The organism is uncultured Roseibium sp. (assembly GCF_963675095.2).
Lineage (GTDB): Bacteria > Pseudomonadota > Alphaproteobacteria > Rhizobiales > Stappiaceae > Roseibium.
The window spans coordinates 26,316-50,423 of record NZ_CAXXSJ010000034.1; the positions used below are offsets into that span (position 1 = coordinate 26,316).

A 24,108-nucleotide genomic window follows, 5' to 3' on the forward strand; every position below is an offset into this window, starting at 1 on the left:
GGATGTGCACAATGCTTGATCATACGGAATTGAAAAATAAGCTGAGAGCTATCTCAGAGGCGAATGCAGCTCATCACGTGTTGGATATTCTTGAATCCAACCTTCGGCGGATGGGAGCCACCCATATCCTGGTGACCGGCCTTCCCATGCCCAACAGGCCCATTGATAATCTCGTACATCGTTTCCGCTGGCCCGATCAGCGCAATGACGGTATCGAAAGCACCTCGCTTTCGGCGACCGACAGCGCCCTGATGCTCGGCCTGGCATCCAACCGTGCGACCGAATGGACCATCACCGCCGGTGACATGGAGCATTCCGACCTTCTGGCGGCTGCCGGTGAAGGCAACAAGGTCATTGTCGTCCCGGTAACCGAACTGCATCCGTTCCAGGCATTTGTCTTTGCAAGCGGTCCTTCGCTGCATGCAAACAAGTGGGACCTGGCCGGACTTGAGGTCCTCGCAGCTGCCGCCTTCTCGCGTCTGCGGGATCTTGGTGCCGTATCGGGCCAGCGCCCGGGCGCCCTGTCAACGCGCGAACGGAAAGTGCTGGAGTTGACAGCTTACGGCAAGACCGCAAGTGAAATTGCAGACGTTCTGGATATTTCGCAGCGGACCGTTCATGCACACCTGCAGAATGCCAGCGTCAAGCTCAATGCTTCGAACAAGACCCACACGGTCATCGAAGCCCTGCGCTACGGCCAGATCCGGGTCTGAAACCGGACAGGTGTTCAACGTCTAGGGACGGAACAACACCCTCGTTCGGACACTCCGAACGATCGAGAGGGCAAAGAAAAGCGCCGACGACACAGCCGGCGCAAGGTCCCATCGGGCCAACATCTCTCCAGGACGGAGAGAAAGAAAATAGAAACGCGCTCAAGGCGCGTCACCTTAAGACTGTGCAGATAGAAAGACGTCGTGAAATCGGCGCAACTTGAATGAGAATGCCTTTTCGAACCAATGATGGTTCGCTGGGCCAAAGGCGGTCCAGGCTTCTTTTTCCGAACCAGGTTTCCAGGGCGCTCAGGATCGTCAGGATCTCTTTTGAGATCAAAAAAGGCGAGACGTGTTCGCCTCGCCGTTTGTCCTGATCAAGGCTTAAGAGATGATCCGGGGTCAGATAACCTGGCTCAGGCCCGGAATCTGCGAGATCACCTCGTCGACCACGTCGTCACCGGCCTTTTCCTTGGCGAATGCAACAAGTTCCTTGGTCACGGACTGAACTTCTCCCATGTCGAGACCGGCGGAGGTCAGTTCGTTCAGCGCCGCCATTGCGCCCATTCCGCCACCCATCATGCTGCCCAGGCCACCGAGCAGTCCGCCACCACCTTTGCCTTCGCGTTCCGCGACCAGTTCACGTGCACCCGGCAAGGCATTGAAAATCTGCCGCATCTGTTCCTCAGGCCCATCCTTGTTCAGAAACTTGAGGATGATCGCGATGGCCTCGCGGGCCTGCTCCTCGCCGACACCCGAAGCGGCAACGATCCGGTTGATAAGCTCTTCCATGTCTTTCTCCCAATCTTGCGCCCGCATGAAGTTTATGGGCCATAAGGACTGACAACAGGCTATACACATAGATCGAATACGACGTCGATGGTCCCGTAACGTCGTGCAAAGGGTTTTTTATCGTCAGCCCCTATCGGGCGACACATGAAATTGAAATGGGGGAAAGGGTGAGTACGCAAGATACGATCTTCATCGGAACGAGTAACAAGGAAGAAACCCTCACCCTGAAACTCGCCAACCGGCACGGCCTGATCACAGGCGCCACCGGAACCGGCAAGACCGTTTCGCTGCAGATCCTAGCGGAAGGCTTTTCGGCCGCTGGCGTGCCGGTCTTCTGCGCCGACATCAAGGGGGACCTTTCCGGTCTTGCAGAGGCTGGCGTTTCCAAGGATTTTCTGGAAAAGCGCGCGGCGACCATCGGCTTTTCGGACCGGTATACCTACGAGGCGTTTCCGACCGTCTTCTGGGACCTGTTCGGCGAGCAAGGTCACCCAATCCGCACCACCGTCTCCGAGGTCGGACCGCTGCTTCTGGCACGGCTCCTGGAACTCAACGACACCCAGGAAGGCGTGTTGAACGTCCTGTTCGAACTGGCCGATGACGAAGGCCTGCTTCTACTCGACTTCAAGGACCTGCGTTCCATGCTCGCTCACGTCTCCGAGCGGGCAGCGGAATTGTCGAAGCATTATGGCAACGTGTCCAAGGCCTCCGTTGGTGCGATCCAGCGGCGTCTGCTGGTGCTGGAGCGCCAGGGCGGGGAAAACCTGTTCGGCGAACCGGCTCTCGATATCCGCGATTTCATTCGCACGGCTCCTGACGGCCGGGGCATGGTCAATATCCTGGCCGCCGACAAGCTGATGACCTCGCCAAGGCTCTATGCGGTGTTCCTGCTCTGGCTGCTGTCGGAACTGTTCGAGGAACTGCCGGAAGTGGGCGACCCGGAGAAACCGAAGCTGGTGTTCTTTTTCGACGAAGCGCACCTGCTCTTCGACGGCGCGCCCAAGGCCCTGATCGAAAAGGTCGAACAGGTGGTTCGTCTGGTCCGCTCCAAGGGCGTCGGGGTTTACTTCGTTACGCAGAACCCGCTCGATGTTCCCGAAACCGTGCTGTCCCAGCTCGGCAACCGGATCCAGCATGCGCTACGCGCCTTCACACCGCGCGATCAAAAGGCCGTGCGGGCGGCGGCGGAGACCTTCCGCCCCAATCCGGAGCTGGATACGGAACGGGCTATCACGGAGCTCGGCGTGGGCGAAGCGCTCGTTTCCACGCTGGAAGGCAAAGGCATTCCTTCCATCGTCCAGCGCACCCTAATCCGTCCGCCCTCCTCGCGGCTCGGCCCGATCACCGACGCGGAGCGGCGCACGATGATCCAGTCGAGCCCGGTCTTCGGCCACTATGAGCGAACGAAGGACCGTCACTCGGCCTATGAAATGTTGGCCCAGAGAGCGGAAGAAAAGCTGCGCCAGGAGGAGCGGCAGCGTCAGGAAGAAGAACGCACTGCCGAAAAGCGCGGCGAGCCGCGCCGGACCCGGTCCGGCTTCCAGCTCCCGGACTTCGGGCGGGACGACCGGCCACGCCGCGACAGTGTCCGCCAGCGCTCCAGCCGCAGGTCGAACCGGGATTCCGTACTCGAAGCCGGCCTGAAATCGGCTGCCCGCAGCCTCGGATCATCGCTCGGACGCGCACTTGTCCGCGGCCTGCTCGGCAACATCAAGCGCGGCTTTTAGGCCAATTACCGGCCCTTCCGGAACCGGTTCACTCACCCGGCCGGTTCCGATCTTTCCCGCCCCTACACCCGATTGAGTGGCGTCATCCAAGAGCGATGGGTGATGTAGGCCTTCCGGAAACCCTCACCGCCGGAAGGATAAGCGTGACAACCGTACTCTCTCTGTGCCTCAATGAGACATTATCGGGTTACCGGACCTGCTGTTTCAACGCTGGTAGGCTGTGTTTGTTGTGCACTCGGGCCTGCGCATTCTTATTGATCCCAGTGCGTCGGGCACGCTGTTTTGGGTGTTGAAGCCACCGGATCGATCCGGATCAAACGCAGCATGTTTCAAGAGACCGCCAAGCCGGTTTCGCTGGAAGACCTTTATTCACCGCAGTGCGCAGCAACTTCAGTCATTGCGATCCGATTTTTAAAGAAAAAAGGGAATTAAAGATGGACGGGACAAGGGATATTAAAGCGTCGGACCTTCTCGTAAGCGCCTTGGAAAACGAGGGCGTCGAATATATTTTCGGAATTCCGGGAGAGGAGAACCTCGATCTTCTCGAATCTTTACGCAAATCGAGTATCCGCCTGATTCTGACACGGCACGAGCAGGCTGCCGGCTTCATGGCCGCCACCTATGGCCGACTTACGGGCAAGGTCGGTGTCTGCCTGTCCACGCTCGGCCCAGGGGCGACCAATTTCATGACGGCCGCGGCCTACGCCGATCTCGGCGCCTTTCCGATGCTGATGATTACCGGCCAGAAGCCGATCAAGCAGAGCAAGCAAGGCCGGTTCCAGATCGTCGATGTGGTCGCCACCATGCGGCCGGTGACCAAGTTCGCCCGTCAGATCGTCAACGGCGGGGCCATTCCCGCGCTTGTGCGTGAGGCTTTCCGCCTTGCCCGTGAGGAGCGGCCGGGAGCCGTCCTTCTGGAACTGCCGGAGGACATTGCCGAAGAGATGGTGCATGCCCCCGCCCTGATCCCCCCGACCACCCCACGCTACGCCGTATGTTCGGATGGGCCGATCGACGAGGCGGTCGAGATGATCGAGGCGGCGCGATATCCGCTGCTCCTCGTCGGCGCCGGCGCGAACAGGAGACGGGTAATCCAGGAGCTGACCACGTTCGTCGACAGGACGGGTATCCCTTTCTTCAACACCCAGATGGGCAAGGGCGTGGTCGAGGGACAAAGCGACCGTTACATCGGCACCGCCGCGCTTTCGGATGGCGACTATGTCCATTGCGCCATCGACCGATCCGATCTCGTCATCAATGTCGGCCATGACGTCGTCGAAAAGCCGCCCTTCCTGATGAAGCCGGGCGGGAAGAAGGTCATCCACGTCAACTTCAACACCGCCGTGGTGGACGAGGTCTATTTCCCGCAACTCGAGCTGGTGGGTGATATCGGACCGACGATCGCCAAGCTCACCGAGCGGCTCAGCCCGTCTCCCAACCACGATTTTTCCTATTTCGAGCGGGTTCGCGCGGAAGTGATGGAACATCTGAAGGAAGGTGCGGATGATCCGCGTTTCCCACTCATTCCGCAACGGATCGTGGCCGACGTCCGCAAGGTCATGCCTGCCGACGGGATCATTGCCCTCGACAACGGCATGTACAAGATCTGGTTCGCCCGCAATTACCGAACGGTCGTCGCCAACACGGTGCTGCTGGACAACGCGCTCGCCACCATGGGCGCTGGCCTGCCGTCCGCCATGGCCGCGGCCATGCTTCATCCGGACCGGCGCGTCATGGCAGTGTGCGGCGACGGTGGCTTCATGATGAACAGCCAGGAACTGGAGACCGCGGTCCGGCTTGGCCTCAATCTCGTCGTTCTGATCCTGGATGACAGTTCCTACGGCATGATCCGCTGGAAACAGGCCGTCGGCGGTTTCGAAGACTGGGGTCTGACGTTTTCAAACCCCGACTTCGTAAAATACGCTGAATCCTACGGCGCCAAGGGCCACCGGATCGAGGCAACGGAAGACTTCGCCCCGACCCTGAACGCCTGCTATGAAGCCGGCGGCGTGCACCTTGTTGCCGTTCCGGTCGACTACTCCGAAAACAAGCGCGTCCTGATCGATGAACTGGCGCAAAAGGTCTGCCTGATCTGAAACCGGGCACAGCAGAGTCTAGGAACCCGCTGTGCTCTCCCTGGGTTTCCGGATTTCCCGCATTCCCTGACCGGCGGATCAGCACCCCATGAACAGGCAGCACGACCGGGTCTTGACGGCTCGTTCGCGAACCGCCACCTCTTCGTTCATGAAACAGACCTCCGAAGCCCTCATCCGCCCGGCCAGAACGCCCGATGACATGACCGCAGCCGCGACCCTCTTTCGCGCCTATGCGGATTGGCTGGATATCGATCTCAGCTACCAGGACTTCGAGGCGGAGCTGGCCGCGCTGCCGGGGAAATATGCTCCGCCCAAGGGCGAAATCCTGCTTGCGCAGGACGCGCATGGAAAAGTCGTCGGCTGCGTCGGCCTGCGGCCCATGGAGCCGGATGGCGTGTGCGAGATGAAGCGGCTTTACGTGGCTCCGGAGGGGCGTGGCCTCGGTCTCGGCAACCGCCTGGTCGAGGCGATCGTCCAGACAGCGGAGTTGGCCGGTTACAGTGAAATGCGCCTCGACACCCTGCCCACCATGAAAAGCGCGATTACGCTTTATGAACGACATGGTTTCGAGCCGATGGAGCGTTATTATGACACCCCGATCGCCGAAACGGTCTTTTTCCGGCGGAAACTGGTGACCGACTCAATTGGCGGGCATAAAGTAGGCTAAAGCCTCAAAGACCTGCCCGACCCTTCAGGGGATCAGGTGGATCAGTGGCCAACAGCTTCTGTCCTGAATTTCAATCGCAAAACCACAGGGATAACCGATGAGTACCATCGACAAGGTCCTCGCGCGGATCGACACCGATCTCGACAACAGCCTGGCGCGCCTGTTCGAACTCGTGAAGATCAAAAGCATTTCCACCGATCCGGCGTTCGACAAGGACTGCCGCTCCGCGGCTGAATGGCTGGCGAAGGAGCTGACGGATATCGGGATTGAGGCGAGCGTGCGCGAGACCGATGGTCATCCGATGGTCGTTGGCCATCGCAAGACGGGCAATGCAGGCCCGCACGTGCTGTTTTACGGTCACTATGACGTCCAGCCGGTCGATCCGCTCGATCTTTGGGACACCGACCCGTTCGAACCGCGGATCGTCACCCGCGCAGACGGCACCAAGATCATCGTCGCCCGCGGCTCGGCGGACGACAAGGGCCAGTTGATGACCTTCGTCGAGGCCGCCCGCGCCTATATCGCCGAGACCGGCGACCTGCCGGTGGACGTCACGGTCCTGTTCGAGGGCGAGGAGGAATCCGGGTCCCCGTCCCTGCATCCGTTCCTGAACGCCAACAAGGACGAACTGACCTGTGACCTGGCGCTGGTCTGCGACACCGGCATGTGGGACGCGGACACACCGGCGATCTCGGTCATGTTGCGCGGCCTGGTCGGCGACGAGATTATCGTCAAAGCCGCCAGCCGGGATCTGCATTCGGGCAGCTACGGCGGGGCGGCGCAGAACCCGAACCACATCGTCGCCAGCATCATTGCCGGCCTGCATGACGAAAACGGCCGTATCACCCTGCCCGGCTTTTACGACGGTGTCGTCGAAATGCCGGAAGAAGTCACGAAGATGTGGGACGAACTGGGCTTTTCGTCAGAGGAATTCCTCGGCGAGATTGGCCTGAAATATCCGCGCGGCGAAAAGGATCGCCAGCCGCTGGAACACATCTGGACCCGTCCGACCGCGGAAGTGAATGGCATGTGGGGCGGTTATCAGGGCCCGGGTTCCAAGACGGTCATTCCCGCGGAGGCCCACGCCAAGTTCACCTTCCGCCTCGTCGGCGACCAGGATCCGGAGAAGATCCGCGAAGCCTTCCGCGCCTATGTCCGCTCCAAGGTCCCAGCCGACTGCTCCGTCGAGTTCCTGGTCAAGGAAGGCAGCCGCGCGCTGCGGCTCGACTTCGACATGCCCGCCCTGGAGAAGGGCCGGAAGGCACTTTCCGAGGAATGGGGCAAGCCTGCAGCCCTCATCGGCATGGGCGGGTCCATCCCGATCGTCGGCGACTTCAAGCGCATGCTCGGCATGGATTCCATGCTGATCGGTTTCGGTCTGGACGACGACCAGATCCATTCGCCCAACGAAAAATACAATCTGAAGAGCTTCCACAAGGGTATCCGCTCCTGGGCCAGGGTTCTGGATGCCCTTTCAAAGGATTGATACGACCGGCGAGGGCCGGCTTCCGGTCCCCGCCCCACCCTCCATAGCAGGACAGGATCAATGAAAGCGGTTTGCGTTTTTTGCGGGTCGAGTTTCGGCGCACGTCAGGTCTACGGCGAGGTCGCCGCGGAAACCGGCCGGATCATTGCCGAACAGGGACTGACTCTGGTCTATGGCGGCGCCAAGGTCGGCCTGATGGGAACGGTCGCGGATGCGGCCCTTGCCGCGGGCGGCAAGGTGATCGGCGTGCTGCCGACTGCCCTGCAGGAAAAGGAGCTGGCGCACGAGAAGCTGAGCGAGCTGCATATCGTTTCGTCCATGCACGAACGCAAGGCCAAGATGGCCGAGCTCTCGGACGGCTTTATCGCCCTTCCCGGCGGCGCGGGCACCATGGAGGAAATCTTCGAGGTCTGGACCTGGGGCCAGCTCGGCATGCACCGCAAGCCGTGCGGATTTCTGAATGTGGACGGCTACTATGATCAGCTGATCGGCTTTTTCGACCATCAGACGGTCGAAGGCTTCATGAAACCGGTCATGCGCGACATGGTGAAGGTCGCCGGCTCTCCCGGCGACCTGCTGAACCTGTTCCGCAGCTACGAGCCACCCTCGACACCGAAATGGATCAAGAAGGACGAGACCTAGAGCGTTTTCCGGTCCAGGCAAAAGAAAAGCACCGCGAACCAGGTTCGCGGTGCCCTGCCTTGGGTCGATGGAGGAAACCCGGTCTTGTTATTTTCTCACCGGGTCATATGCGGCGCGCGTCCGGGGCATTGTTGTTTTCCCCTCGACACATGAGGCCACATCCACAAGGCATTTGAATTCCGTCGTTCAATAGATGACAACGCCGGGAATTTTTCAGCTCGCTAGCTTTTCCTCAAGCAGACCGAGACCGCGCTCCAGCGCCTCTTTCTGCGCTCCTAGCTGCTCCAGCTCTGCCAGGAGTTCCGCCAGCCTCTTGCGCAATTCGCGGGCGTGCATCTTGCCGAACTCCTTTTCCGGAAGCGTGTCTCGGAGTTCGAGAAGTGAGGCGATGCTGCGGACCGACATGCCCGTCAGCCGGCAATCGAACACGAAGTCGAGCCTTTCGACATCGGCCCGCGTATAGACCCGCGTATTGGGCCTCGGCCGTGCGGGGCGCACCAGGCCATGCTGTTCATAGAAACGGAGCGTCCTGAGCGAGGTATCGTAGCGCTCAACCAGATCCGAAATTGTATAGGTCCCTGACCGCAGTAGCGGCCGTGGTTTGAATTGACTGACCACGAGCAACTCCTGTCCGGCCCCTTGCGAGAAGGCGCCGAAATCCGATTTCGATGTTTGAAACGAACTGTTGGGCTTCCACGCTGAAGCCATACGGAGGTCCATGCCTCACGAAACTGCGCATTTATTAATTCAGAAGGTGAATTAAATCAAGGAAAAATTTTCCATTCGGTCAAAAATTTTTCATTTCGATTTTATCTTATTGTTTTTTATATATATTTTTCAATTACCATAGGTAACGACCTCGGTAAATCGGCGTCTATTTCGTAGTTAAGGACAACCTGGATTTCCGAGCAGGCATCCCGAACCGGGTCTGGATGACCGCCCCCGATCCCTGTCAGATCAGGCGGCATGGCGACGCTCTTGTGCACAAGAGCCTTGGGTCAAACAACCTGCGATGCTTTGCATCCGGATGCGCCCGGTGCTATGTCCGCCGGACTGTCCATTTTGCCAATACGGACAAAGCCTTGCCGGAGTCATCTAAACCCATGCGCCTGCCGCATCTCCTGACAGCCTGTCTTCTCGGTTATCTCGTTGCCGCCTGTTCGCCGACGATCGACGATTCAGGACCGATCCTGGTCGCACAAACCTCCGATGTAACGCTGGTGGAAATTTCGCGGGACAGCGTCGGCGGCATCACCGAGGACACCCGCTACGGCGAGAAGGCGATCGAGGCGGCCCTGCCCGGATTTACCGCCGAAGGCATCCAGACGGCAGAAGAGAACACCACGGAATGGGCGATCGGCGCCTTCAACTCCGACGGGTTCCAGGTCCTTCAGATCTTCAAGGGCAAGGACGGCAAGGTGCGTGCCGTCCACGGGGTCACCCACCATCTGCAGGGCCCGAACGGTGAGCGGATCGGCATGACCTTCGCCCAGGTCGGCACATCGCGCGGCGATTGCCGGGTGGGCCAGAACCTGTGGCGCGGGATGGCGATCTGCAAGGCGAAGGGCATCCCGAATGTGGAACTGGTCTTCGCGATCCCCGAATATCCGGGCCCGTTCGACCGGCTAGCACCGCAAGATGAACTGCGCAAGGCAGGACTCCAGCGGATCCTGTGGTTCCCGACGAAGAGCTAAGTTTTCTTAATTGTAGCTACGGCGAGAGCTTAGGGTTCTGCCCCTAGACGTGCGGCCCTGAACGGAGTTCCACGGCCCCAACCGGCCGCCAGACATTGCGCTTCTTGAGGTACTTTTCACGCAGGTCCGAATAGGCAAGGTGAAGCCCGAGTTCCCGCTCCCGAATGCCAGGCAGGGACAACGGGTCAAGACCTGTCCATGGCAGGAACGGGTTACGGCGCATGTGCCAGTGAACTTCCGCCCGCGTCGTCGGCCGGTCCGACGGGGTGCGCCCGTGGAAGGCGAAGGTATCGGCAACGATCAGCGTATTGGCGGGCACCGCCATCCTGACCGGCTGCGGCAGGCCGAGCGCGTCCAGTTCTTCGGGCTTGATGCGGAACGAGCCGCTGGCGTGGTGGTTGCGGCCGTCGGTGCTGGCCGTCAAGGAGCACTGATACTCCCATTCCAGGCGCTCCGGCGTGACCTTGTGCGACCCGGGCACGAAGCAGAACGGCCCGTCCTCCTCGCCGACATCCTGCAGGAACAGCCAGGCCTTCGACGTGGCATGGAAGGTATCGGCATGGACGTCCGTCTGCGGATCTTTCTTACCCCGCTGCGGTTCGGCGATCACGGTCTGAAGGAACATCTGCGGTTGTCCGCCTTGGGAGGCCGCATAGTGGATCATCGCCCGGGCGCGCGGATCGCGAACGGTCTTGGCGAGGGTCGGATTGGCCGCAAGCATGCTCGGTGGCAGAGGGGTCATGCGGGTCACGGTCTGGCCCTGACGCATCTCCCGGGCCTCGAACGGTCCGGCCGTCACTTCCTCCGTCAGGGCCTTGCAGAGATCGTCGGGCAGAAAGTTGCGGACCAGAAAATAACCGTTTTCATCGAAAAACCTGCGGTCCTCGTCAGGGACGGCCGACGCCAGCCGACGGCGCCTGGAGGCCGCAAGGGCTGCAGCCATCTGCACCCGTTTCCGATGCAGGCCCCAACGGTTCAGCTTCGGGCTGCCGATGATGGGGTTCTTCCGATAGGACTTCTCCGACCCGAAAACACCCAAAAGCCAGATCGGCGCATTCAGATAAGACAGGGCATTCATCTTGAGGGCTCGCGACTTCAGACTTAAAACTCGGGTCTTCTAATTATCATTACCCTACCTGCCGCCTTCTACCAAGATCGACCGTGACGGTTACCGATTCCTCCGCTAAGCCTTGGGCATGATGAAACCAGCAAACCGCCAGGCCCTCGATGTTCGAACCCTTGCCGAAGGCATCCGGTCCGGCAACCGGGCGACCCTTGCCCGTGCCATCACCCTGGTGGAATCGCGCAAGGCGGAGCACCGCAAGATCGCCCGCGAGCTGATCCAGGAGGTGCTGCCCCGGACCGGCAAGGCCCTTCGGGTCGGGATCACCGGTGTTCCGGGCGTCGGCAAATCGACGACGATCGATACACTCGGTTCGAACCTGACGGCCGCCGGCCACAAGGTCGCCGTGCTAGCGGTCGATCCGTCCTCGACCCGCACCGGCGGCTCGATCCTCGGCGACAAGACGCGCATGGCGCAGCTTGCCGTCGACAGGAACGCCTTCATCCGCCCCTCGCCGTCTGCGGGCACGCTCGGCGGCGTCGCGGCCAAGACCCGGGAAACCATGCTCCTGTGCGAGGCCGCAGGCTTCGACATCATTCTTGTGGAGACCGTCGGCATCGGTCAGTCGGAGACCACCGTCGCCGACATGGTCGACTTCTTTCTCGTCCTCATGCTGCCGGGGGCCGGCGATGAGCTGCAGGGCATCAAGAAGGGCGTTCTGGAAATCGCCGACATGATCGCCGTCAACAAGGCGGACGGCGACGGCGCCACGCGCGCCCGCTCGGCGGCTTCCGACTATCGCGCCGCCCTGCATATCCTGGCGCCGAAGTCGCCGACCTGGACCCCGCCGGTGATCACCATTTCCGGCCTTGCCAATGAAGGCCTCGACGCGCTCTGGGAGCAGATCGAACTGCACCGAACCCGAATGACCGCCAGCGGCGAATGGCAATCCCGCCGCGCCGAGCAACAGGTCGCCTGGATGTGGGATCTCCTGCAGCAGCGCATGATGGAGGCGTTGAAAAACGACAAGCGGACCGCGGACCGGCTGAAGAGCCTCGAAGCGTCCGTGCGCGAGGGCGAAACATCCGTGTCGATCGCGGTGGAGGAGATCGCCGGGCTGATCGGGATTTGATCCGTACCCTAGGCGACGGGCTCAAGCAGGCGCCGGACCTGGGCGACACAATCCTCGGCCATAGTCTTCGAAAGCCCGGCCTTTCCGAGCACGCGCAAGCCAAAATAGCTTGAGAGCACACCGCGGGCGGTCGCCCGCACCCAGTCCGGACCGGGCCGGTGCGGCACGTCTTCAAGCGCGGCCCTGAACCCGTTTTCAAGTCGAAACACCATTGCCTGCAGCCGTTCCTCGATTTCCGCATCGTGCGCGGCACGGTCAATCAGAGCATTGCACAGGAAACATCCGGAGCGATCGCCATCAGTCCTGGCGGACGTAGCAACGGCTTCGAACAGAGCGAGGATTCTTTCGGCTCCGTTTCCCTGTTCGGTATCCATCAGGTTCCGGACCGTCCGGCCAACCACCTTGTCATCGTAATAGTCGAGGGTCTTGAGATAGACGGATTTCTTGTCCGTGAAGGCCTTGTAGAACGACCCCTTGGTGATCTTCATGACCTCCAGCAGGCCGGCCAGGGAGGCATCCTCGTAGCCATGATCCCAGAACAGGTGCATGGCAGCCGTTATGGCCGTATCCGGATCGAATTCACGCGGCCGCGCCATTTTTTGCGATCCCCTGCATTTTTAATTGATCCTGTGTGACCCGTCTTTCAATCTTCACCCGGTTATCACCTCAATGTTTTTTGTACCGAACGGTTCCTAATCATATATTTCCTGAGCCGACGACGCAAGGAGCTGCTCGGTCTATTGGGAACCAACCGGTACACAACTCAGGTTGCCGTCCCGATCAGCTCCAAGTCGTCGGATCGATATTCCGATAGGGAGATACATCCATGACGACCATTATCCGCAGCGGCTTTGCCGCGGTTTTCCTCCTCGTCGCTTTTGCGGCAAATGCGCTGGCTGCCGGCGTCGATGTCAATGCCACGACCACCGGCCTTGCCCTGCGCGGCTATGATCCGGTGTCCTATTTCAAGGCCGGAGAACCCCAGGCCGGCGACATCAACCTGACCGCCGACTACAAAGGCGCCACCTATCGTTTCACGACCAAGGAAAACCAGGAAGCCTTCCAGGCCAATCCGGCCAAATACGCCCCCTCCAATACGGCGGCTTCTGCGCCTTCGGCACCGCCATGGGCTACAAGTTCGACGGCGACCCGCAGGTCTGGAAGATCGTTGATGACAAGCTTTACCTGAACCTGTCCAAGGCCGTGTCCGCGCGCTGGAACGAGGACGTTCCCGGCTACATCAAGACCGCCGATGAAAAGTGGCAGACCATCGAGGGCAAGGACCCGAGCGACCTGCAGTAAGAAGCCTCCTGAACCGAATTACTGCATCAGCTCGTTGCGGACGAGGTACGCCACCGCCTCGTCCGCAATTCCGTTTGCGAATGGCTGTTGCCCGAAACCTGAATTGGAGCGATCCTCCGGAGGCATCTCTTTCGCCGCCAGACCTCTTTTGCCGCTTCCGAAGGGACCTGTCCTGAAAACCGTCCTTGTCACCGGCTTTGAGCCTTTCCCCGGAATGCCGGTCAATCCGACCGCGCTCCTGATGGAGCGGCTGCCGCGGCGCCTGATCCATGAGCATCGCGGCATCCGGTTCCAGTTCGAAATCCTGCCGACGACCTGGGCCGGCCGTTTCGAAGTCACAGACCGGTTGCGGAAAGACCTGTCGCCGGACGCCATCGTGCATTTCGGTGTCGACGGCAGCCGCCGGACGATCAATATCGAAACCCGGGCGGTCAATCGGGCGACACGGGTGAAACCGGATGCTTCGGGCGCCCATGCCGAAACAGCCTTGCTGGAGCCGGGAGCGGAAAGGGCCAGAACCTCTACCCTGCCCGTCCGCGCCCTGTATCAGGCCGCCGCCCGCTCAGGCCTCCCGGTCGCCCTTTCTCGCAATGCCGGCACCTACCTGTGCAATGCCACCTTGTGGGACAGCATCGGCAGCGGCATCCCAGCCGTCTTCGTGCATGTCCCGCCTCTGCCGCGCGGGCGTTTCGACGCGAAACTGTCGCTGCAACAGATGGAAAGGGCGGCGATCCTGATCCTTGAGGAAACCCGGCGCCGCGTCTGAGCTTTATTCTCCGCTTTCGAGCGCGTCCCGGTGGTCATACATGAAGTGACGCAAGGCCATGAACAGCTCGGCCGCATGCATCTGATCGCCACGGGCATTCGCCGCGCGAATGTCATCTTCGATCATCGCCCTGATCCGCTCGGCCCCGTGCTTCTGGTGCAGCAGATAGGCACCCAGCGCGGCCGCCGCGATTTCCGGGATATGTTCGTGTTCGGCAAGGGCCAGGATCTCGTCCTCCCTGAGATCGCTCAGGCCGATGCAATCCTCTATCGTGATCATGTTCCTCCTCCCTTCCTCCAAGGGGAAGAGTACCCGTCCTGCGCAAGAATTCATTGACCCGGGTCAAGGACTGTTCCGTCAATCGGCACGGGGCTTGCTCAAGTCGTCGTATGATCAAGCGCATTTCCAAATCCGGGACAGATTACGCCGGCAAACCCGCCGTTTCCGGCCTGTTTAACACCGGCATAACCCGCCGGGCGTTCCTTGGTGGGACAATGGGCGGGGCAGCGCTGTGCCTTTCCGGCACGTCCTCCAAGGCCCTTGTTCAGGTCGCCGAACTGCGCGGCTCGATCGATGCAACCGATCTGGGCCTTTATCCGAATGCCTCCAGCGACCAAAGCGCCCTGTTCCAGGACGCGGTCAACCGGGCCGCGGAAAAGGGCCGCGCGCTGTTCCTGCCGGCCGGCACCTATCCGGTCTCCAACCTGAACTTTCCCTCCGGCACGCTCATCGTCGGCATTCCCGGCCGAACCCGGCTGATCTATCAGGGCGGCGGCGGCCTGCTCGCCACGGCCAAGGGCGTCAATAATGTCGGGCTCACCGGCATCACTTTCGACGGCGCCAACCGGTCGATCGGCGACCAGACCGACGGGCTCTTGCATTTCATCGGCGTACGCCAGCTGACGATGCAGAATTGCGACGTGACCGGCTCAAGCCGGACCGGGTTGCTGATGGACCGCTGTTCGGGCCGGGTGACCGACTGTCACGTCTCCGGCGCCGCTGAAGCCGGCATCATTTCCAATGAAGCCGACGGTCTGGCCCTGACCGGCAATGTGGTCACCGATTGCGCCAATGGCGGCATCTGGGTGCATCGCTGGAGCGAGGGCGAGGACGGCACGCTCGTGTCCGGCAACCGGGTGGAACGCATCGGCGCCAAACACGGCGGCACCGGCCAGTGGGGCAACGGCATCAACGTGTTCCGCGCCCACGGCGTGGTGATTTCCGGCAACCGTATTGCCGATTGCGCCTTTTCCGCGATCCGGTCCAACACCGGGTCCAACGTGCAGATCACAGGCAACTCCTGCCTGCGCTCCGGCGAAGTGGCGATCTATTCCGAGTTCGCCTTCCAGGGTGCTGTGATCTCCGACAACCTGATCGACGGCGCGACGACCGGGGTGTCCATCGCCAATTTCATGCAAGGCGGACGGCTTGCCGTGTGTTCGGGCAATCTCATTCGCAACCTCACCGAGGTCGGTCCCTACCCGCCCGAGGTCGCCGGCTTCGGCATCGGCATCGCCGCCGAAGCAGACACCACGATCACCGGTAATGTGATCGAAGGCGCGCCGCGTTTCGGCATGCTTCTCGGCTGGGGCCCTTACATGCGCAACCTGATCGCATCCCAGAACATGCTGCGTGACTGCGGCCAGGGGATTGCCGTCACGGTCGTGGAAGGCGCGGGATCGGCGGTCATCAGCAACAACATCGTGCAGGGCAGCCGGACCGGGGGGATCAACGGTTATCGCTGGCTCGACAAGGCGACCGGCGAACTGAACGGCTCGACCGACTGGCCCAATCTCAGCATCAGCGGCAACCAGGTCGCGGCCTAGCAGGCGCCAAGGCGCACGCGCGTTGCATCATGGTCGGCCACGCCTAGGCACCGCCGCCTGCAGACGGAGGGTGCGCTGTCGCGGTCTTTGGCCCGATCCTCAACACCAGCGCCGAAGCCATCCAGCTTGTGGGCGCATCCAGCCCGATCGCAGACCAGGCCCGATTCCGGATTTCCAAGGACGGCGCTGTGAGCTGGCCCGACCGGATCAAGCTTCCGCCGAACAAGCCGTTCGGCATGGCCAAGTGGCGAGAGCACATCTGGCTGTCCGGTCTCAAGAAGACCGTGAAGGAAGGGGACCAGTTCGAAGTCGTTCTCGATTTCGGCAATGCGGGCAAGCTGCCGGTCGAGGTCGTCGTCGAAAAGAGCGCCAATCATTAGAGCTCTTCACGATGCGCCCTAGCACCCGAATGATCGGCCGGACTGTCTTGTCCTGCCATTGATCGGAAAAGCCTGTCAGTAGTAATATTCGCGCAGATAGAGAATGCGGGTGCGATAGGCCGATTCGATACAGCCCTCGTTGTAGCCGCACCTGTTGCGACGGGCGAGCCATTGCGCCTGGAGACGGCGCTCATAGGCTTTGGCATGAGGCGGTATGCGGTAATATCGCTCCGCCATCTTGATATCCAGATCCGCCAGACCCGGATAATCGCAAATGGCAATCTCTGCCGGAAGTTTGGCATAGCGGCAGTTGAAACTCTGAGCCTGGCCGGAAACGGCGGACAGGAGCAGCAGGGATGCGCCTAGAAGCAATAGTCGAAACATGATTTCCTCGAAATATCGATGCCTCTTCAGGACGGTTGACCAACTTCGAACCGCAGAGACAGCTCAAGGCATCACGAACTGAAGTTCTGCAAAGATTACCCTACGTAATTTTTGCCCGAATTTCAAAGAGAGTTCCGATCGACCTCCCATCGCAAAAGCGGGGATGGCTCAATTCCTGGCAAACCGCAGCGAAAGACAGGACAGGCCGCCGTCCACCTTGCGCGCCTCGTGGGTCGGCACGGTCACCGTCCTGAAACCACCCGCTTCGATCGCGGCTGTCGTTTTCGGATAGCCTTCGGGGACGAGAACCACGTCGTTCACGCGGATGACATTGGCCGCGTAGTCCTCGCTGTCCGGAACGGTTATCGTCCTCCGGCTTCCGAAAAAGCTGGTGTCGATCATCACCTTTGTGGCCAGGATCACGCCCTCCCCAAGGGTGGAACAGGCGGTCTTGAAATGCAGAACGCCCTCCGGCGTTTCGGCAACGCGAGCCGTGTAGCCCCACTCTCTCAACAGCCCTGCAAAGGCTTCGGCGCCCTCCCGGTCGGTGCGGGCGGACAGACCGATGAGGATTTCGTCGTCGAGCGTCAGCACATCGCCGCCGTCCACATGACCGCTGCCGGGGACTTCGACGACCCGGTCGAAGCGGCTTTCCAGAACTGCTCGGATTTCCCCCGCCTCGCCTTTCCGGCTTGCCGCACCGGGCCGGAGCAGGATCGCGCCGTTCGGCAGGCAGAAGGCCGGATCCTCGACGAAACAGCTGTCGGGATAGGCCTCAAGCGGCGGCAGGACGTCCACCGTCAGGCCAGCAGCCTCTAGCGCCTGCACATAAGCTGCATGTTCAGCCCGAAACGCCGTGCCGCTCGGATCCCCCGTATCGACTGCACGCAGACCGTTTGCCACGCTGTCTGCAGGTGTCCGGGTGATGGCGTGGGAAAAGCGCCATGACAGGCCTTCGCGGCGGGGCATCACAGATCCCTTTTGTCTGGAGGGCAGGGAAATCAGGACAGTGCGGATTTCAGACTTGCCAGGAAATCCTTGCCCGGACGAATTTCGCCGGCCGGGATCTCGCGGCGGGTCAGGACCAGCGGATTGACCAGCCGGTCGAGGGTTTTGGCTTCGTCCTCGTTCATCTCGAGCATGGCTTCCAGAACCGCCGCCATCATCACTTCCGAGGCGCGGGTGGCGCCGTCGTCGCATTTGAGCGCGATACCGAGACCAAGCTCGGGAACGGCGCCGCAGAAGACGCCTTCCGCGCCGGTCTTGACGAAGACCCGCCCGTTGAAGGCGGCCATCACGTCGGTGCAGAACCGATCGGTGCCGGCCACCATGAACGGCTCGTTGACACAGGCCTCGTAGATCCGCTCCGCCGCCTTCGCGCGGACCGGATCCATCCCCTCGCCGGTACCGAAACAGGCAAAGGCACGAGCAAAGCTTTCCAGCGGGGTGGCATAGGTCGGGATCGAGCAGCCGTCGGTGCCGCAGATGTCCGGGGTCAGTGTCTCGCCGGTCAGCTGTTCCAGCACGGCCTTGATTTCCTGCTGCACCGGATGATCGGGCAGCACGTAGCCCCGCGTCGGCAGGCCCATAACCTTGGCCAGCCCGAGAAAACCGGCGTGTTTGCCGGAACAATTGTTGTGCAGGGGGCACGGCGTCTCGTCGGCCCGGATCAACTCGGCGATGTCCTCCATGCGCCGGGGCCAGTGGGAGCCGCATTCCAGATCGTCTTCGGAAAGCCCCGCCTTGATCAGCATCACCCGCGCGGCACTAACATGCACCGCCTCGCCGGAATGGGAGGCACAGGCAAGGGCCAGTTCCGCGTCGTCGAAGTCGAGCGCTTCGGCGGCGCCTGATTCCACCAGCGGCAGGGCTTGCAGCGCCTTGATGGCGGAACGCGGAAACACCCGGGCCTTGGTGTCGCCGATGGCGCAGACGAGCTTGCCCGTCGTGTCGGCCACGGCAACGGCGCCGCGGTGAAAGCTCTCCACCAGAGATCCGCGCGTGACTTCGACGGTGACGGGATTGGTCATCCGAAAACTCCTAATTGCCCACCGCGCCGGCCGCTGCGGGCGCCATCCAGGCGGACAGTCGGTCAATTGCCTCGTTGATCACGCTGTCCTGCTTGCAGAAGCAAAAGCGGATGAAGTTCCCCGGCGCGTCGTCTCCATAGAAGGCGGAAACCGGCACCACGGCAACCCCGGCCTCTTCGACCATTTTCTGGCAGACCTCGACGTCATTCTCGCCAAGGCCGAGACCGGAAATGTCGCAGGTCAGGAAATAGGTCGCATCACAAGGCAATACGCCGAAGCCGAGTTTTTCCAGGCCCGACGCCATGAGATCGCGCTTGGCCTGGAGTTCGGCGGACAGGCCATCATAGTAGCTCTCGTCCTTGGCCAGACCGTAGGCCACAGCCTTCTGCAGGTTCGGCGGCGTGGTGAAGGTCACATACTGGTGCGCCTTGGCAATCGGATCGATCAGCTCCTTTGCGCCGGTGATGTAACCGACTTTCCAGCCTGTCAGGGAGAAGGTCTTGCCCGCGGAACCGATACGCACGCAGCGGTCCGCCATGCCATCGAAGGTCATCAGCGGCCGGTGGGCAATGCCGTCGAACAGCAGATGCTCATAGACCTCGTCGCAGACGGCGAAGACATCGTGGCGGACGCAGAGGTCGGCGATCGCCTGCAGTTCGGCATCGGAAAAGACCTTGGCGGTCGGGTTCATGGGGTTGTTGATCAGGATCGCCTTGGTGCGGTCGTTGAAGGCGCGCTCCAGCGCGTCCAGATCGAGCGCCCATTCCGGCGGGGTGACCCGCAAACGCACCGGAATGCCGCCGGCTCGCTTCACCATGGGCAGATAGCAATCATAGAGCGGCTCGATCAGGATCACCTCGTCGCCGGGCTCGACCAGCGCCACAAGGCAGTCGGCGAGCGCTTCCGTGGCGCCCGAGGTGACGATCACCTGGCTCTGCCAGTCGATGTCGAGACCGTAAAAACGCTTGTTGGCCGCCGCCACCGCCTGGCGCAGTTCGGGCAGGCCAAGCATCGGAGGGTACTGATTGGGTCCGGATATCAGGGCATCGGCCGCGGCCTGACGGATATCGAGCGGACCGTCCACGTCCGGAAAGCCCTGGCCCAGATTGACAGCCTTATGCGCCATCGCGAGCCGCGACATGGTTTCGAAGATGGTCGTTTCCAGACCGGTGAAGACGGGGTTTGTCGCTTTCATGAAGGCCCTCCCTGGACCACCCGAATTCTTATTCAGCTCATCGGCTTGTAGCGCCGGTTATCCGGCGCGTCGAGAGGTGTTTATGCCGGTTTTCTCCAGAACCTGCCGTTGAGGCAAAACGCTTTGCAAGATCGCTGCCTTTGCCAACGCTCCTATACCTCTCCAAGTCACTATGGCGGCAAAGGGCACTTAAGCCGAAATTTCATCCCCTGATGCACCCTGAAGAACCTCAGATCGCATTATTTCCGCCAAAAGCACCAAGCGTGACCGCCATCACATTACGCTGGGGCATTCGCGTGTAGCTTTTCCTCATCGGCGGCGGAATGAACCGACCCGCCGGAAAGCAGAGGGATAAGACAATGTTCAAGAAAATCGCAGTGACCACCATGGCCGTCGCCGTCATCGCCACATCCGCAATGACCGTTACGACCCAGACCGCAGATGCAAAGAACGGCCGCAAGGGCGCCTTCGCCGCCGGCGCCGTCATCGGACTGGCAACAGGCGCCATCATCGGTTCGCAGTACAACTCCGGTTACGGCCCCGCTTACGGCTATCGTCCGGCCCCGCGTCCGTATCGCTGCTTCAACAAGGCCGTTCGCCGCTGGGATCCTTACTACGGCCATTACGTTGTCGTCGGCTATCGCGAAGTCTGCCGCTACTGATCCGGTCGGGACCTGACCTCCTGACTGCAAAAGACCTCCGGACCATCCGGAGGTCTTTGCACGCGTTCCGCCACCCGCTTGCTTTTCTTTTTAGACACAATTCTGTTTTGGAAGCCTGATTTCGTTGCGTAAGCTACAAGAGCGAGTCGCCGTTAAGGCACCCAAAAGACGATTCGGAGAATTTCCATGCTTGAAGTCCTGATTGGCATAATTGCCGTCGTCGCAGGCATCTTCATGATTGTCCGCCGCCCGGGCCCTTCGACGCCGACATCCAGGATCGGCCGGCTCCTTTACGGTCCGCTCAGTGGGGTCGTCGCCCTGGGCATCGGCCTGTTCATGCTGGCCTCGACCTCCTTCATCTTCGTGGACGCCAACCAGGTCGGCCATCTAAAGCGGATCTACGCCTTCAAGGAGTTGCCGCCGGGACGGATCATCGCGCTCAACGGCGAAAAGGGTCCGCAGGCGGAAATCCTCGGCCCCGGCTTCCATTTCATCCCGCTGGTCCGCGTTCTCTACGACTTCGAGGAATTCGACGTCGTTACGATACCCGAAGGCTATTACGGCCAGCTGACCACCCTGGACGGTCAGGCCATGCCGTCGGGCATGTTCATGGCGCCCGCCATCCCAGACGAGGACATGGGCGACATGCTGAAGGCCGATGTCTTCCTGACCAAGGGCGGGTTGCGCGGTCCGCAGGAAACGGTGCTGAAACCGGGCCAGTACCGCCTGAACCGTTATCTGTTCGACGTCCGGCTCGATCAGGGCACCAACGCCACGGTGATCCCGGCCGGTCATGTGGGCGTGGTCAAATCCAACGTCAGCCAGCCGGGCATCAACTGCGTGGAGGAGGAAGTCTCCGCGTCGCAGGTTTCCCGCGAAGCACTGTCCGTGCCGCTGGTTCCGCGCGGCTGCGTCGGCATCTGGAAAGATCCGCTCTTTCCCGGCGCCTATTATCTGAACCGCCAGGCCTATGAGGTCACCCTTGTCGACACCCGCGTCCAGACCTGGGAATACAAGGGCGGCTATACCAAGCGGATCATCGATCTTTCCGTCGACCAGGAAGGCGATATCAAGCAGACCGAACGCTCCGTGAATGAACCAGTCCCGAACGATGCCGCCGACAAGGCGGTGTTCGTCAAGGTCGAAGGCTGGGACATTCCGCTGGAGCTGCGCGCGCTGGTCCAGGTTGATCCGACCAATGCTCCGGTCGTGGTCGGCTCGGTCGGCGGACTGGAAGAGATCGAGAACCGCATCCTCACCCCTGCGATCCGGTCCATCGTACGCAACGTGGCCGGTGCCTCGATCCGGGTGCAGGACAAGGATGCCAACGGCGCTGTGACTTCGCCGGTCACCTACACCGTTCGTCCGACCCGCGTCCTCGACCTGATCGAGAACCGGGACGCGCTGGAGCAGACCATCGAGGCGCAGATCAAGGTGGAAGGCAACAAGGCCGGCGTCGACATCCGCGAGATCCGCCTGGGCGAACCGGCGATCCCGCCGGAGCTCCTGGTGTCTCGCCTGCGCGTGCAGCTTGCCGACCAGCTGTCGATCGCCTACGAGCGGGAGACCGACGCACAGCAGAAACGCATCGAGACCGAACAGGCCCGATCCACCGCCGACGAACAGCCGCGCCTGGTGGAAGCCCAGATCGCGGTGCAGGTCGCCAACCAGCGCGAGCAGGAACGGGCCGCCCTCGGGCGCGCCGAGCGCCAGTATCTGGAAGAGCTCGCCCGCGGCCAGCGCGCCCAGGTCGACGTGCTCGGCCAGGACCGGGTCGCCCTGCTCCAGGCGCTTGAAAAGCTGCTTGCCTCGCTGGAGCGCAAGCCGGAACTGGTCGGACTGGTCGGCAAGCTGGTGCCGAACACCATTGTCGGCGGCGACGGTGCCGGACTTGCCGGTGCCGCAGCGCTTCTCGGCGCGAGCATCGGCGGTCAGAACACCGGTCAGCAGCCGAAGCCGGCGGGGCAGTAACGCCTCCGATCCGAAGGGATCTCAAACTTGCCGAAAGGGCCGGCGCAGCATGCGACCGGCCCTTTTGCTGTCTCAGGCGGTGTAATTTCTGCGTAAAGGGGATACCGTGGGCAGGTCAGTCTCAAACACCAGCCGCCGCCATGTTTGAAATATCCGACCTGAAGACGCCCTTGATCGGCCCGGTCTCGCTTTCGATCGCGCCAGACGAATGTGTTTCCCTTCGCGGCGCTTCGGGTGCCGGTAAATCTCTGCTTTTGCGTGCCATTGCCGATCTCGATCCGAACGAGGGCGACGCCCGGCTGGATCAGCAATCGCGAAACCGCATGCCCGCCCCACAATGGCGCCGTCTCGTCGCGCTGGTTCCGGCGGAAAGCGGATGGTGGACCGACACTGTCGTCGAGCATTTCAAGATGGACCCGGAGACCGAGGCCCTTCTGGAAGCCGTCGGATTGCCGGATTCGCTCGACTGGAAGATCCACCGCCTGTCCACCGGCGAAAAGCAGCGTCTCGCCCTGGCCCGGGCCCTCCACAACAAGCCCAAAGTCCTGTTGCTCGACGAACCCACATCCGCGCTCGACGACAAGGCCACCGCGCGGGTGGAGGACATCATACGCGAGCAGATGGACCGCGGCGTCGCGGTCCTGCTGGTAACCCATGACCAGGCACAGGCCCAGCGGGTCGCCGGGCGGCATTTCCTGATGGAACACGGCCGTCTCTCCGAGGAAGCGGAGGCCGTGGCATGACCGGTTACATCGTACTCTCCCCCTGGGACCTGGCGCTGGCGTCCGTGTTTCTCTTCCTCAATGCCGCACTGTCGCTGGCGCTTCGTCTCGGACTTGCGCGGCAATTGATGATCGCAGCCGTTCGGATGATGCTCCAGCTTCTGCTGGTGGGTCTGGTGCTCAAGGTCGTGTTCGCGGCGGCCTCCCCCTGGCTCACGGCCGTGGTGGCAACCGTCATGATCGGGTTCGCCGGGCGCGAGATCCGCGCCCGGCAGGAACGCCGCCATACAGGCCTCTGGGGCTACGGTCTGGGTGCCGCCGCCATGACCTTTTCCGGAACGATCGTCACCATCTTCGCGCTAACGACGCAGATCCAGCCCACGCCCTGGTGGTCGCCCCAATACGCGCTGCCCCTGTTCGGAATGATCCTCGGCAACACCATGACTGGTGTCAGCCTTGGGCTGGATTCCCTGCACAGTCTGGTCGACCGGGAACGCCGGGCCATCGAGGCCCAGCTTCTCCTGGGCGAGACAAGCCTCAATGCGCTCCTGCCGCCGCTCCGCCGAGCGTTGCGTGCCGGGTTCACGCCGATCATCAACGCCATGGCCGCCACCGGCGTCGTCTCCCTGCCCGGCATGATGACCGGCCAGATCCTGTCCGGCGCCGATCCCCAGGAAGCGGTGAAGTACCAATTGCTGATCATGTTTCTAATCGGCGGCGCGACCGGACTGGGCGTCCTGTCCGCCGTGCTCGCCAGCGCCTGGCGCCTGACCGACACCCGCCACCGGCTTCGACTCGACCGGCTGAGCGATACCAGCTAATTCGAAGTGTGCCGCAAACGGATATTTGCGCTGAATTGGG

Annotated in this window: 25 protein-coding genes and 1 pseudogene; 17 read left to right on the plus strand and 9 right to left on the minus strand. The window is 61.6% G+C overall.

Going from position 1 to position 24,108, the window contains the following annotated elements; genetic code table 11:
• Window positions 1-77 precede the first annotated feature (77 nt).
• Window positions 78-713: a helix-turn-helix domain-containing protein gene (locus tag ABIN98_RS13320; RefSeq protein WP_346910653.1), complete on the plus strand. Its 636-nt coding sequence runs from the start codon at window positions 78-80 to the stop codon at window positions 711-713.
• A gap of 399 nt (window positions 714-1,112) precedes the next feature.
• Here the strand turns inward: ABIN98_RS13320 and ABIN98_RS13325 are convergent, their stop codons facing one another.
• Window positions 1,113-1,502 (minus strand): DUF2267 domain-containing protein, encoded by a 390-nt coding sequence (locus ABIN98_RS13325; protein ID WP_346910655.1) that lies wholly within the window; start codon window positions 1,500-1,502, stop codon window positions 1,113-1,115.
• A 155-nt stretch (window positions 1,503-1,657) separates the two neighbouring features.
• On the opposite strand from ABIN98_RS13325, the gene ABIN98_RS13330 reads away from it, so the two are divergent.
• From ABIN98_RS13330 to ABIN98_RS13350, 5 genes are all read left to right on the plus strand, one after another.
• Window positions 1,658-3,229 carry a helicase HerA-like domain-containing protein gene (locus ABIN98_RS13330; protein WP_346910657.1) on the plus strand — a complete coding sequence of 524 codons (1,572 nt, stop codon included), beginning with the start codon at window positions 1,658-1,660 and terminating at the stop codon, window positions 3,227-3,229.
• Between the two features lie 434 nt (window positions 3,230-3,663).
• Complete coding sequence (locus ABIN98_RS13335; RefSeq protein ID WP_346910659.1) at window positions 3,664-5,325, plus strand: acetolactate synthase large subunit; 1,662 nt, start codon at window positions 3,664-3,666, stop codon at window positions 5,323-5,325.
• Window positions 5,326-5,413: 88 nt separating this feature from the next.
• Complete coding sequence (locus ABIN98_RS13340; protein ID WP_346910660.1) at window positions 5,414-5,992, plus strand: GNAT family N-acetyltransferase; 579 nt, start codon at window positions 5,414-5,416, stop codon at window positions 5,990-5,992.
• A gap of 97 nt (window positions 5,993-6,089) precedes the next feature.
• The gene (locus ABIN98_RS13345) at window positions 6,090-7,478 is read left to right on the plus strand and encodes a dipeptidase (protein ID WP_346910662.1); all 1,389 of its coding nucleotides are present in this window, start codon (window positions 6,090-6,092) and stop codon (window positions 7,476-7,478) included.
• 60 nt (window positions 7,479-7,538) lie between these two features.
• Window positions 7,539-8,120, plus strand: a complete 582-nt coding sequence (locus ABIN98_RS13350; protein WP_346910664.1) for a TIGR00730 family Rossman fold protein — start codon at window positions 7,539-7,541, stop codon at window positions 8,118-8,120.
• Between the two features lie 213 nt (window positions 8,121-8,333).
• On the opposite strand, the gene ABIN98_RS13355 is transcribed toward ABIN98_RS13350, so the two are convergent.
• Entirely contained in the window at window positions 8,334-8,738 is a 405-nt protein-coding gene (locus ABIN98_RS13355) for a MerR family transcriptional regulator (protein WP_346910666.1), read from the minus strand.
• Window positions 8,739-9,223: 485 nt separating this feature from the next.
• Here ABIN98_RS13355 and ABIN98_RS13360 point away from each other — a divergent pair, with 485 nt between their 5' ends.
• A complete protein-coding gene (locus ABIN98_RS13360; RefSeq protein WP_346910667.1) occupies window positions 9,224-9,814 on the plus strand; it encodes a DUF1131 family protein in 591 nt (196 codons plus the stop codon).
• Between the two features lie 43 nt (window positions 9,815-9,857).
• On the opposite strand, the gene ABIN98_RS13365 is transcribed toward ABIN98_RS13360, so the two are convergent.
• Window positions 9,858-10,892, minus strand: a complete 1,035-nt coding sequence (locus ABIN98_RS13365; protein WP_346910668.1) for a phytanoyl-CoA dioxygenase family protein — start codon at window positions 10,890-10,892, stop codon at window positions 9,858-9,860.
• 121 nt (window positions 10,893-11,013) lie between these two features.
• Here ABIN98_RS13365 and meaB point away from each other — a divergent pair, with 121 nt between their 5' ends.
• On the plus strand, window positions 11,014-12,009 hold the full coding sequence (gene meaB, locus ABIN98_RS13370) for a methylmalonyl Co-A mutase-associated GTPase MeaB (protein ID WP_394701496.1): 996 nt from the start codon (window positions 11,014-11,016) through the stop codon (window positions 12,007-12,009).
• An 8-nt stretch (window positions 12,010-12,017) separates the two neighbouring features.
• Here the strand turns inward: meaB and ABIN98_RS13375 are convergent, their stop codons facing one another.
• Window positions 12,018-12,605 carry a TetR/AcrR family transcriptional regulator gene (locus tag ABIN98_RS13375; RefSeq protein WP_346910671.1) on the minus strand — a complete coding sequence of 196 codons (588 nt, stop codon included), beginning with the start codon at window positions 12,603-12,605 and terminating at the stop codon, window positions 12,018-12,020.
• Between the two features lie 230 nt (window positions 12,606-12,835).
• On the opposite strand from ABIN98_RS13375, the gene ABIN98_RS13380 reads away from it, so the two are divergent.
• The 3 genes from ABIN98_RS13380 (at window position 12,836) to ABIN98_RS13390 (ending at window position 14,077) form a co-directional block, all read left to right on the plus strand.
• Entirely contained in the window at window positions 12,836-13,198 is a 363-nt protein-coding gene (locus ABIN98_RS13380; protein ID WP_346910673.1) for a hypothetical protein, read from the plus strand.
• A complete protein-coding gene (locus tag ABIN98_RS13385; RefSeq protein WP_346910675.1) occupies window positions 13,135-13,311 on the plus strand; it encodes a hypothetical protein in 177 nt (58 codons plus the stop codon). The genes ABIN98_RS13380 and ABIN98_RS13385 overlap by 64 nt, the downstream gene beginning before the upstream one ends.
• Before the next feature lie 148 nt (window positions 13,312-13,459).
• Window positions 13,460-14,077, plus strand: a complete 618-nt coding sequence (locus tag ABIN98_RS13390) for a pyroglutamyl-peptidase I (protein WP_346910677.1) — start codon at window positions 13,460-13,462, stop codon at window positions 14,075-14,077.
• Window positions 14,078-14,080: 3 nt separating this feature from the next.
• Here the strand turns inward: ABIN98_RS13390 and ABIN98_RS13395 are convergent, their stop codons facing one another.
• A complete protein-coding gene (locus ABIN98_RS13395; RefSeq protein WP_346910679.1) occupies window positions 14,081-14,356 on the minus strand; it encodes a hypothetical protein in 276 nt (91 codons plus the stop codon).
• 110 nt (window positions 14,357-14,466) lie between these two features.
• Here ABIN98_RS13395 and ABIN98_RS13400 point away from each other — a divergent pair, with 110 nt between their 5' ends.
• Complete coding sequence (locus ABIN98_RS13400) at window positions 14,467-15,903, plus strand: TIGR03808 family TAT-translocated repetitive protein (protein ID WP_346910681.1); 1,437 nt, start codon at window positions 14,467-14,469, stop codon at window positions 15,901-15,903.
• Between the two features lie 77 nt (window positions 15,904-15,980).
• Window positions 15,981-16,283 (plus strand): annotated as a pseudogene (locus tag ABIN98_RS13405) (copper chaperone PCu(A)C); the annotation flags it as partial.
• Window positions 16,284-16,358: 75 nt separating this feature from the next.
• Here ABIN98_RS13405 and ABIN98_RS13410 read toward each other — a convergent pair.
• The 4 genes from ABIN98_RS13410 to ABIN98_RS13425 form a co-directional block, all read right to left on the minus strand.
• The gene (locus ABIN98_RS13410; RefSeq protein ID WP_346910682.1) at window positions 16,359-16,667 is read right to left on the minus strand and encodes a hypothetical protein; all 309 of its coding nucleotides are present in this window, start codon (window positions 16,665-16,667) and stop codon (window positions 16,359-16,361) included.
• A 168-nt stretch (window positions 16,668-16,835) separates the two neighbouring features.
• Complete coding sequence (locus ABIN98_RS13415) at window positions 16,836-17,636, minus strand: arginine deiminase family protein (protein ID WP_346910684.1); 801 nt, start codon at window positions 17,634-17,636, stop codon at window positions 16,836-16,838.
• A gap of 32 nt (window positions 17,637-17,668) precedes the next feature.
• The gene (locus tag ABIN98_RS13420) at window positions 17,669-18,697 is read right to left on the minus strand and encodes an asparaginase (protein WP_346910685.1); all 1,029 of its coding nucleotides are present in this window, start codon (window positions 18,695-18,697) and stop codon (window positions 17,669-17,671) included.
• A gap of 10 nt (window positions 18,698-18,707) precedes the next feature.
• A complete protein-coding gene (locus ABIN98_RS13425) occupies window positions 18,708-19,892 on the minus strand; it encodes an aminotransferase (protein ID WP_346910686.1) in 1,185 nt (394 codons plus the stop codon).
• 359 nt (window positions 19,893-20,251) lie between these two features.
• On the opposite strand from ABIN98_RS13425, the gene ABIN98_RS13430 reads away from it, so the two are divergent.
• From ABIN98_RS13430 to ABIN98_RS13445, 4 genes are all read left to right on the plus strand, one after another.
• The gene (locus ABIN98_RS13430) at window positions 20,252-20,554 is read left to right on the plus strand and encodes a tyrosyl-tRNA synthetase (protein WP_346910687.1); all 303 of its coding nucleotides are present in this window, start codon (window positions 20,252-20,254) and stop codon (window positions 20,552-20,554) included.
• Window positions 20,555-20,740: 186 nt separating this feature from the next.
• Window positions 20,741-22,525 (plus strand): hypothetical protein, encoded by a 1,785-nt coding sequence (locus ABIN98_RS13435; protein WP_346910689.1) that lies wholly within the window; start codon window positions 20,741-20,743, stop codon window positions 22,523-22,525.
• A gap of 140 nt (window positions 22,526-22,665) precedes the next feature.
• Window positions 22,666-23,268 carry an ABC transporter ATP-binding protein gene (locus ABIN98_RS13440; RefSeq protein WP_346910691.1) on the plus strand — a complete coding sequence of 201 codons (603 nt, stop codon included), beginning with the start codon at window positions 22,666-22,668 and terminating at the stop codon, window positions 23,266-23,268.
• Entirely contained in the window at window positions 23,265-24,068 is an 804-nt protein-coding gene (locus ABIN98_RS13445; protein ID WP_346910692.1) for an ABC transporter permease, read from the plus strand. The genes ABIN98_RS13440 and ABIN98_RS13445 overlap by 4 nt, the downstream gene beginning before the upstream one ends.
• Window positions 24,069-24,108 lie beyond the last annotated feature (40 nt).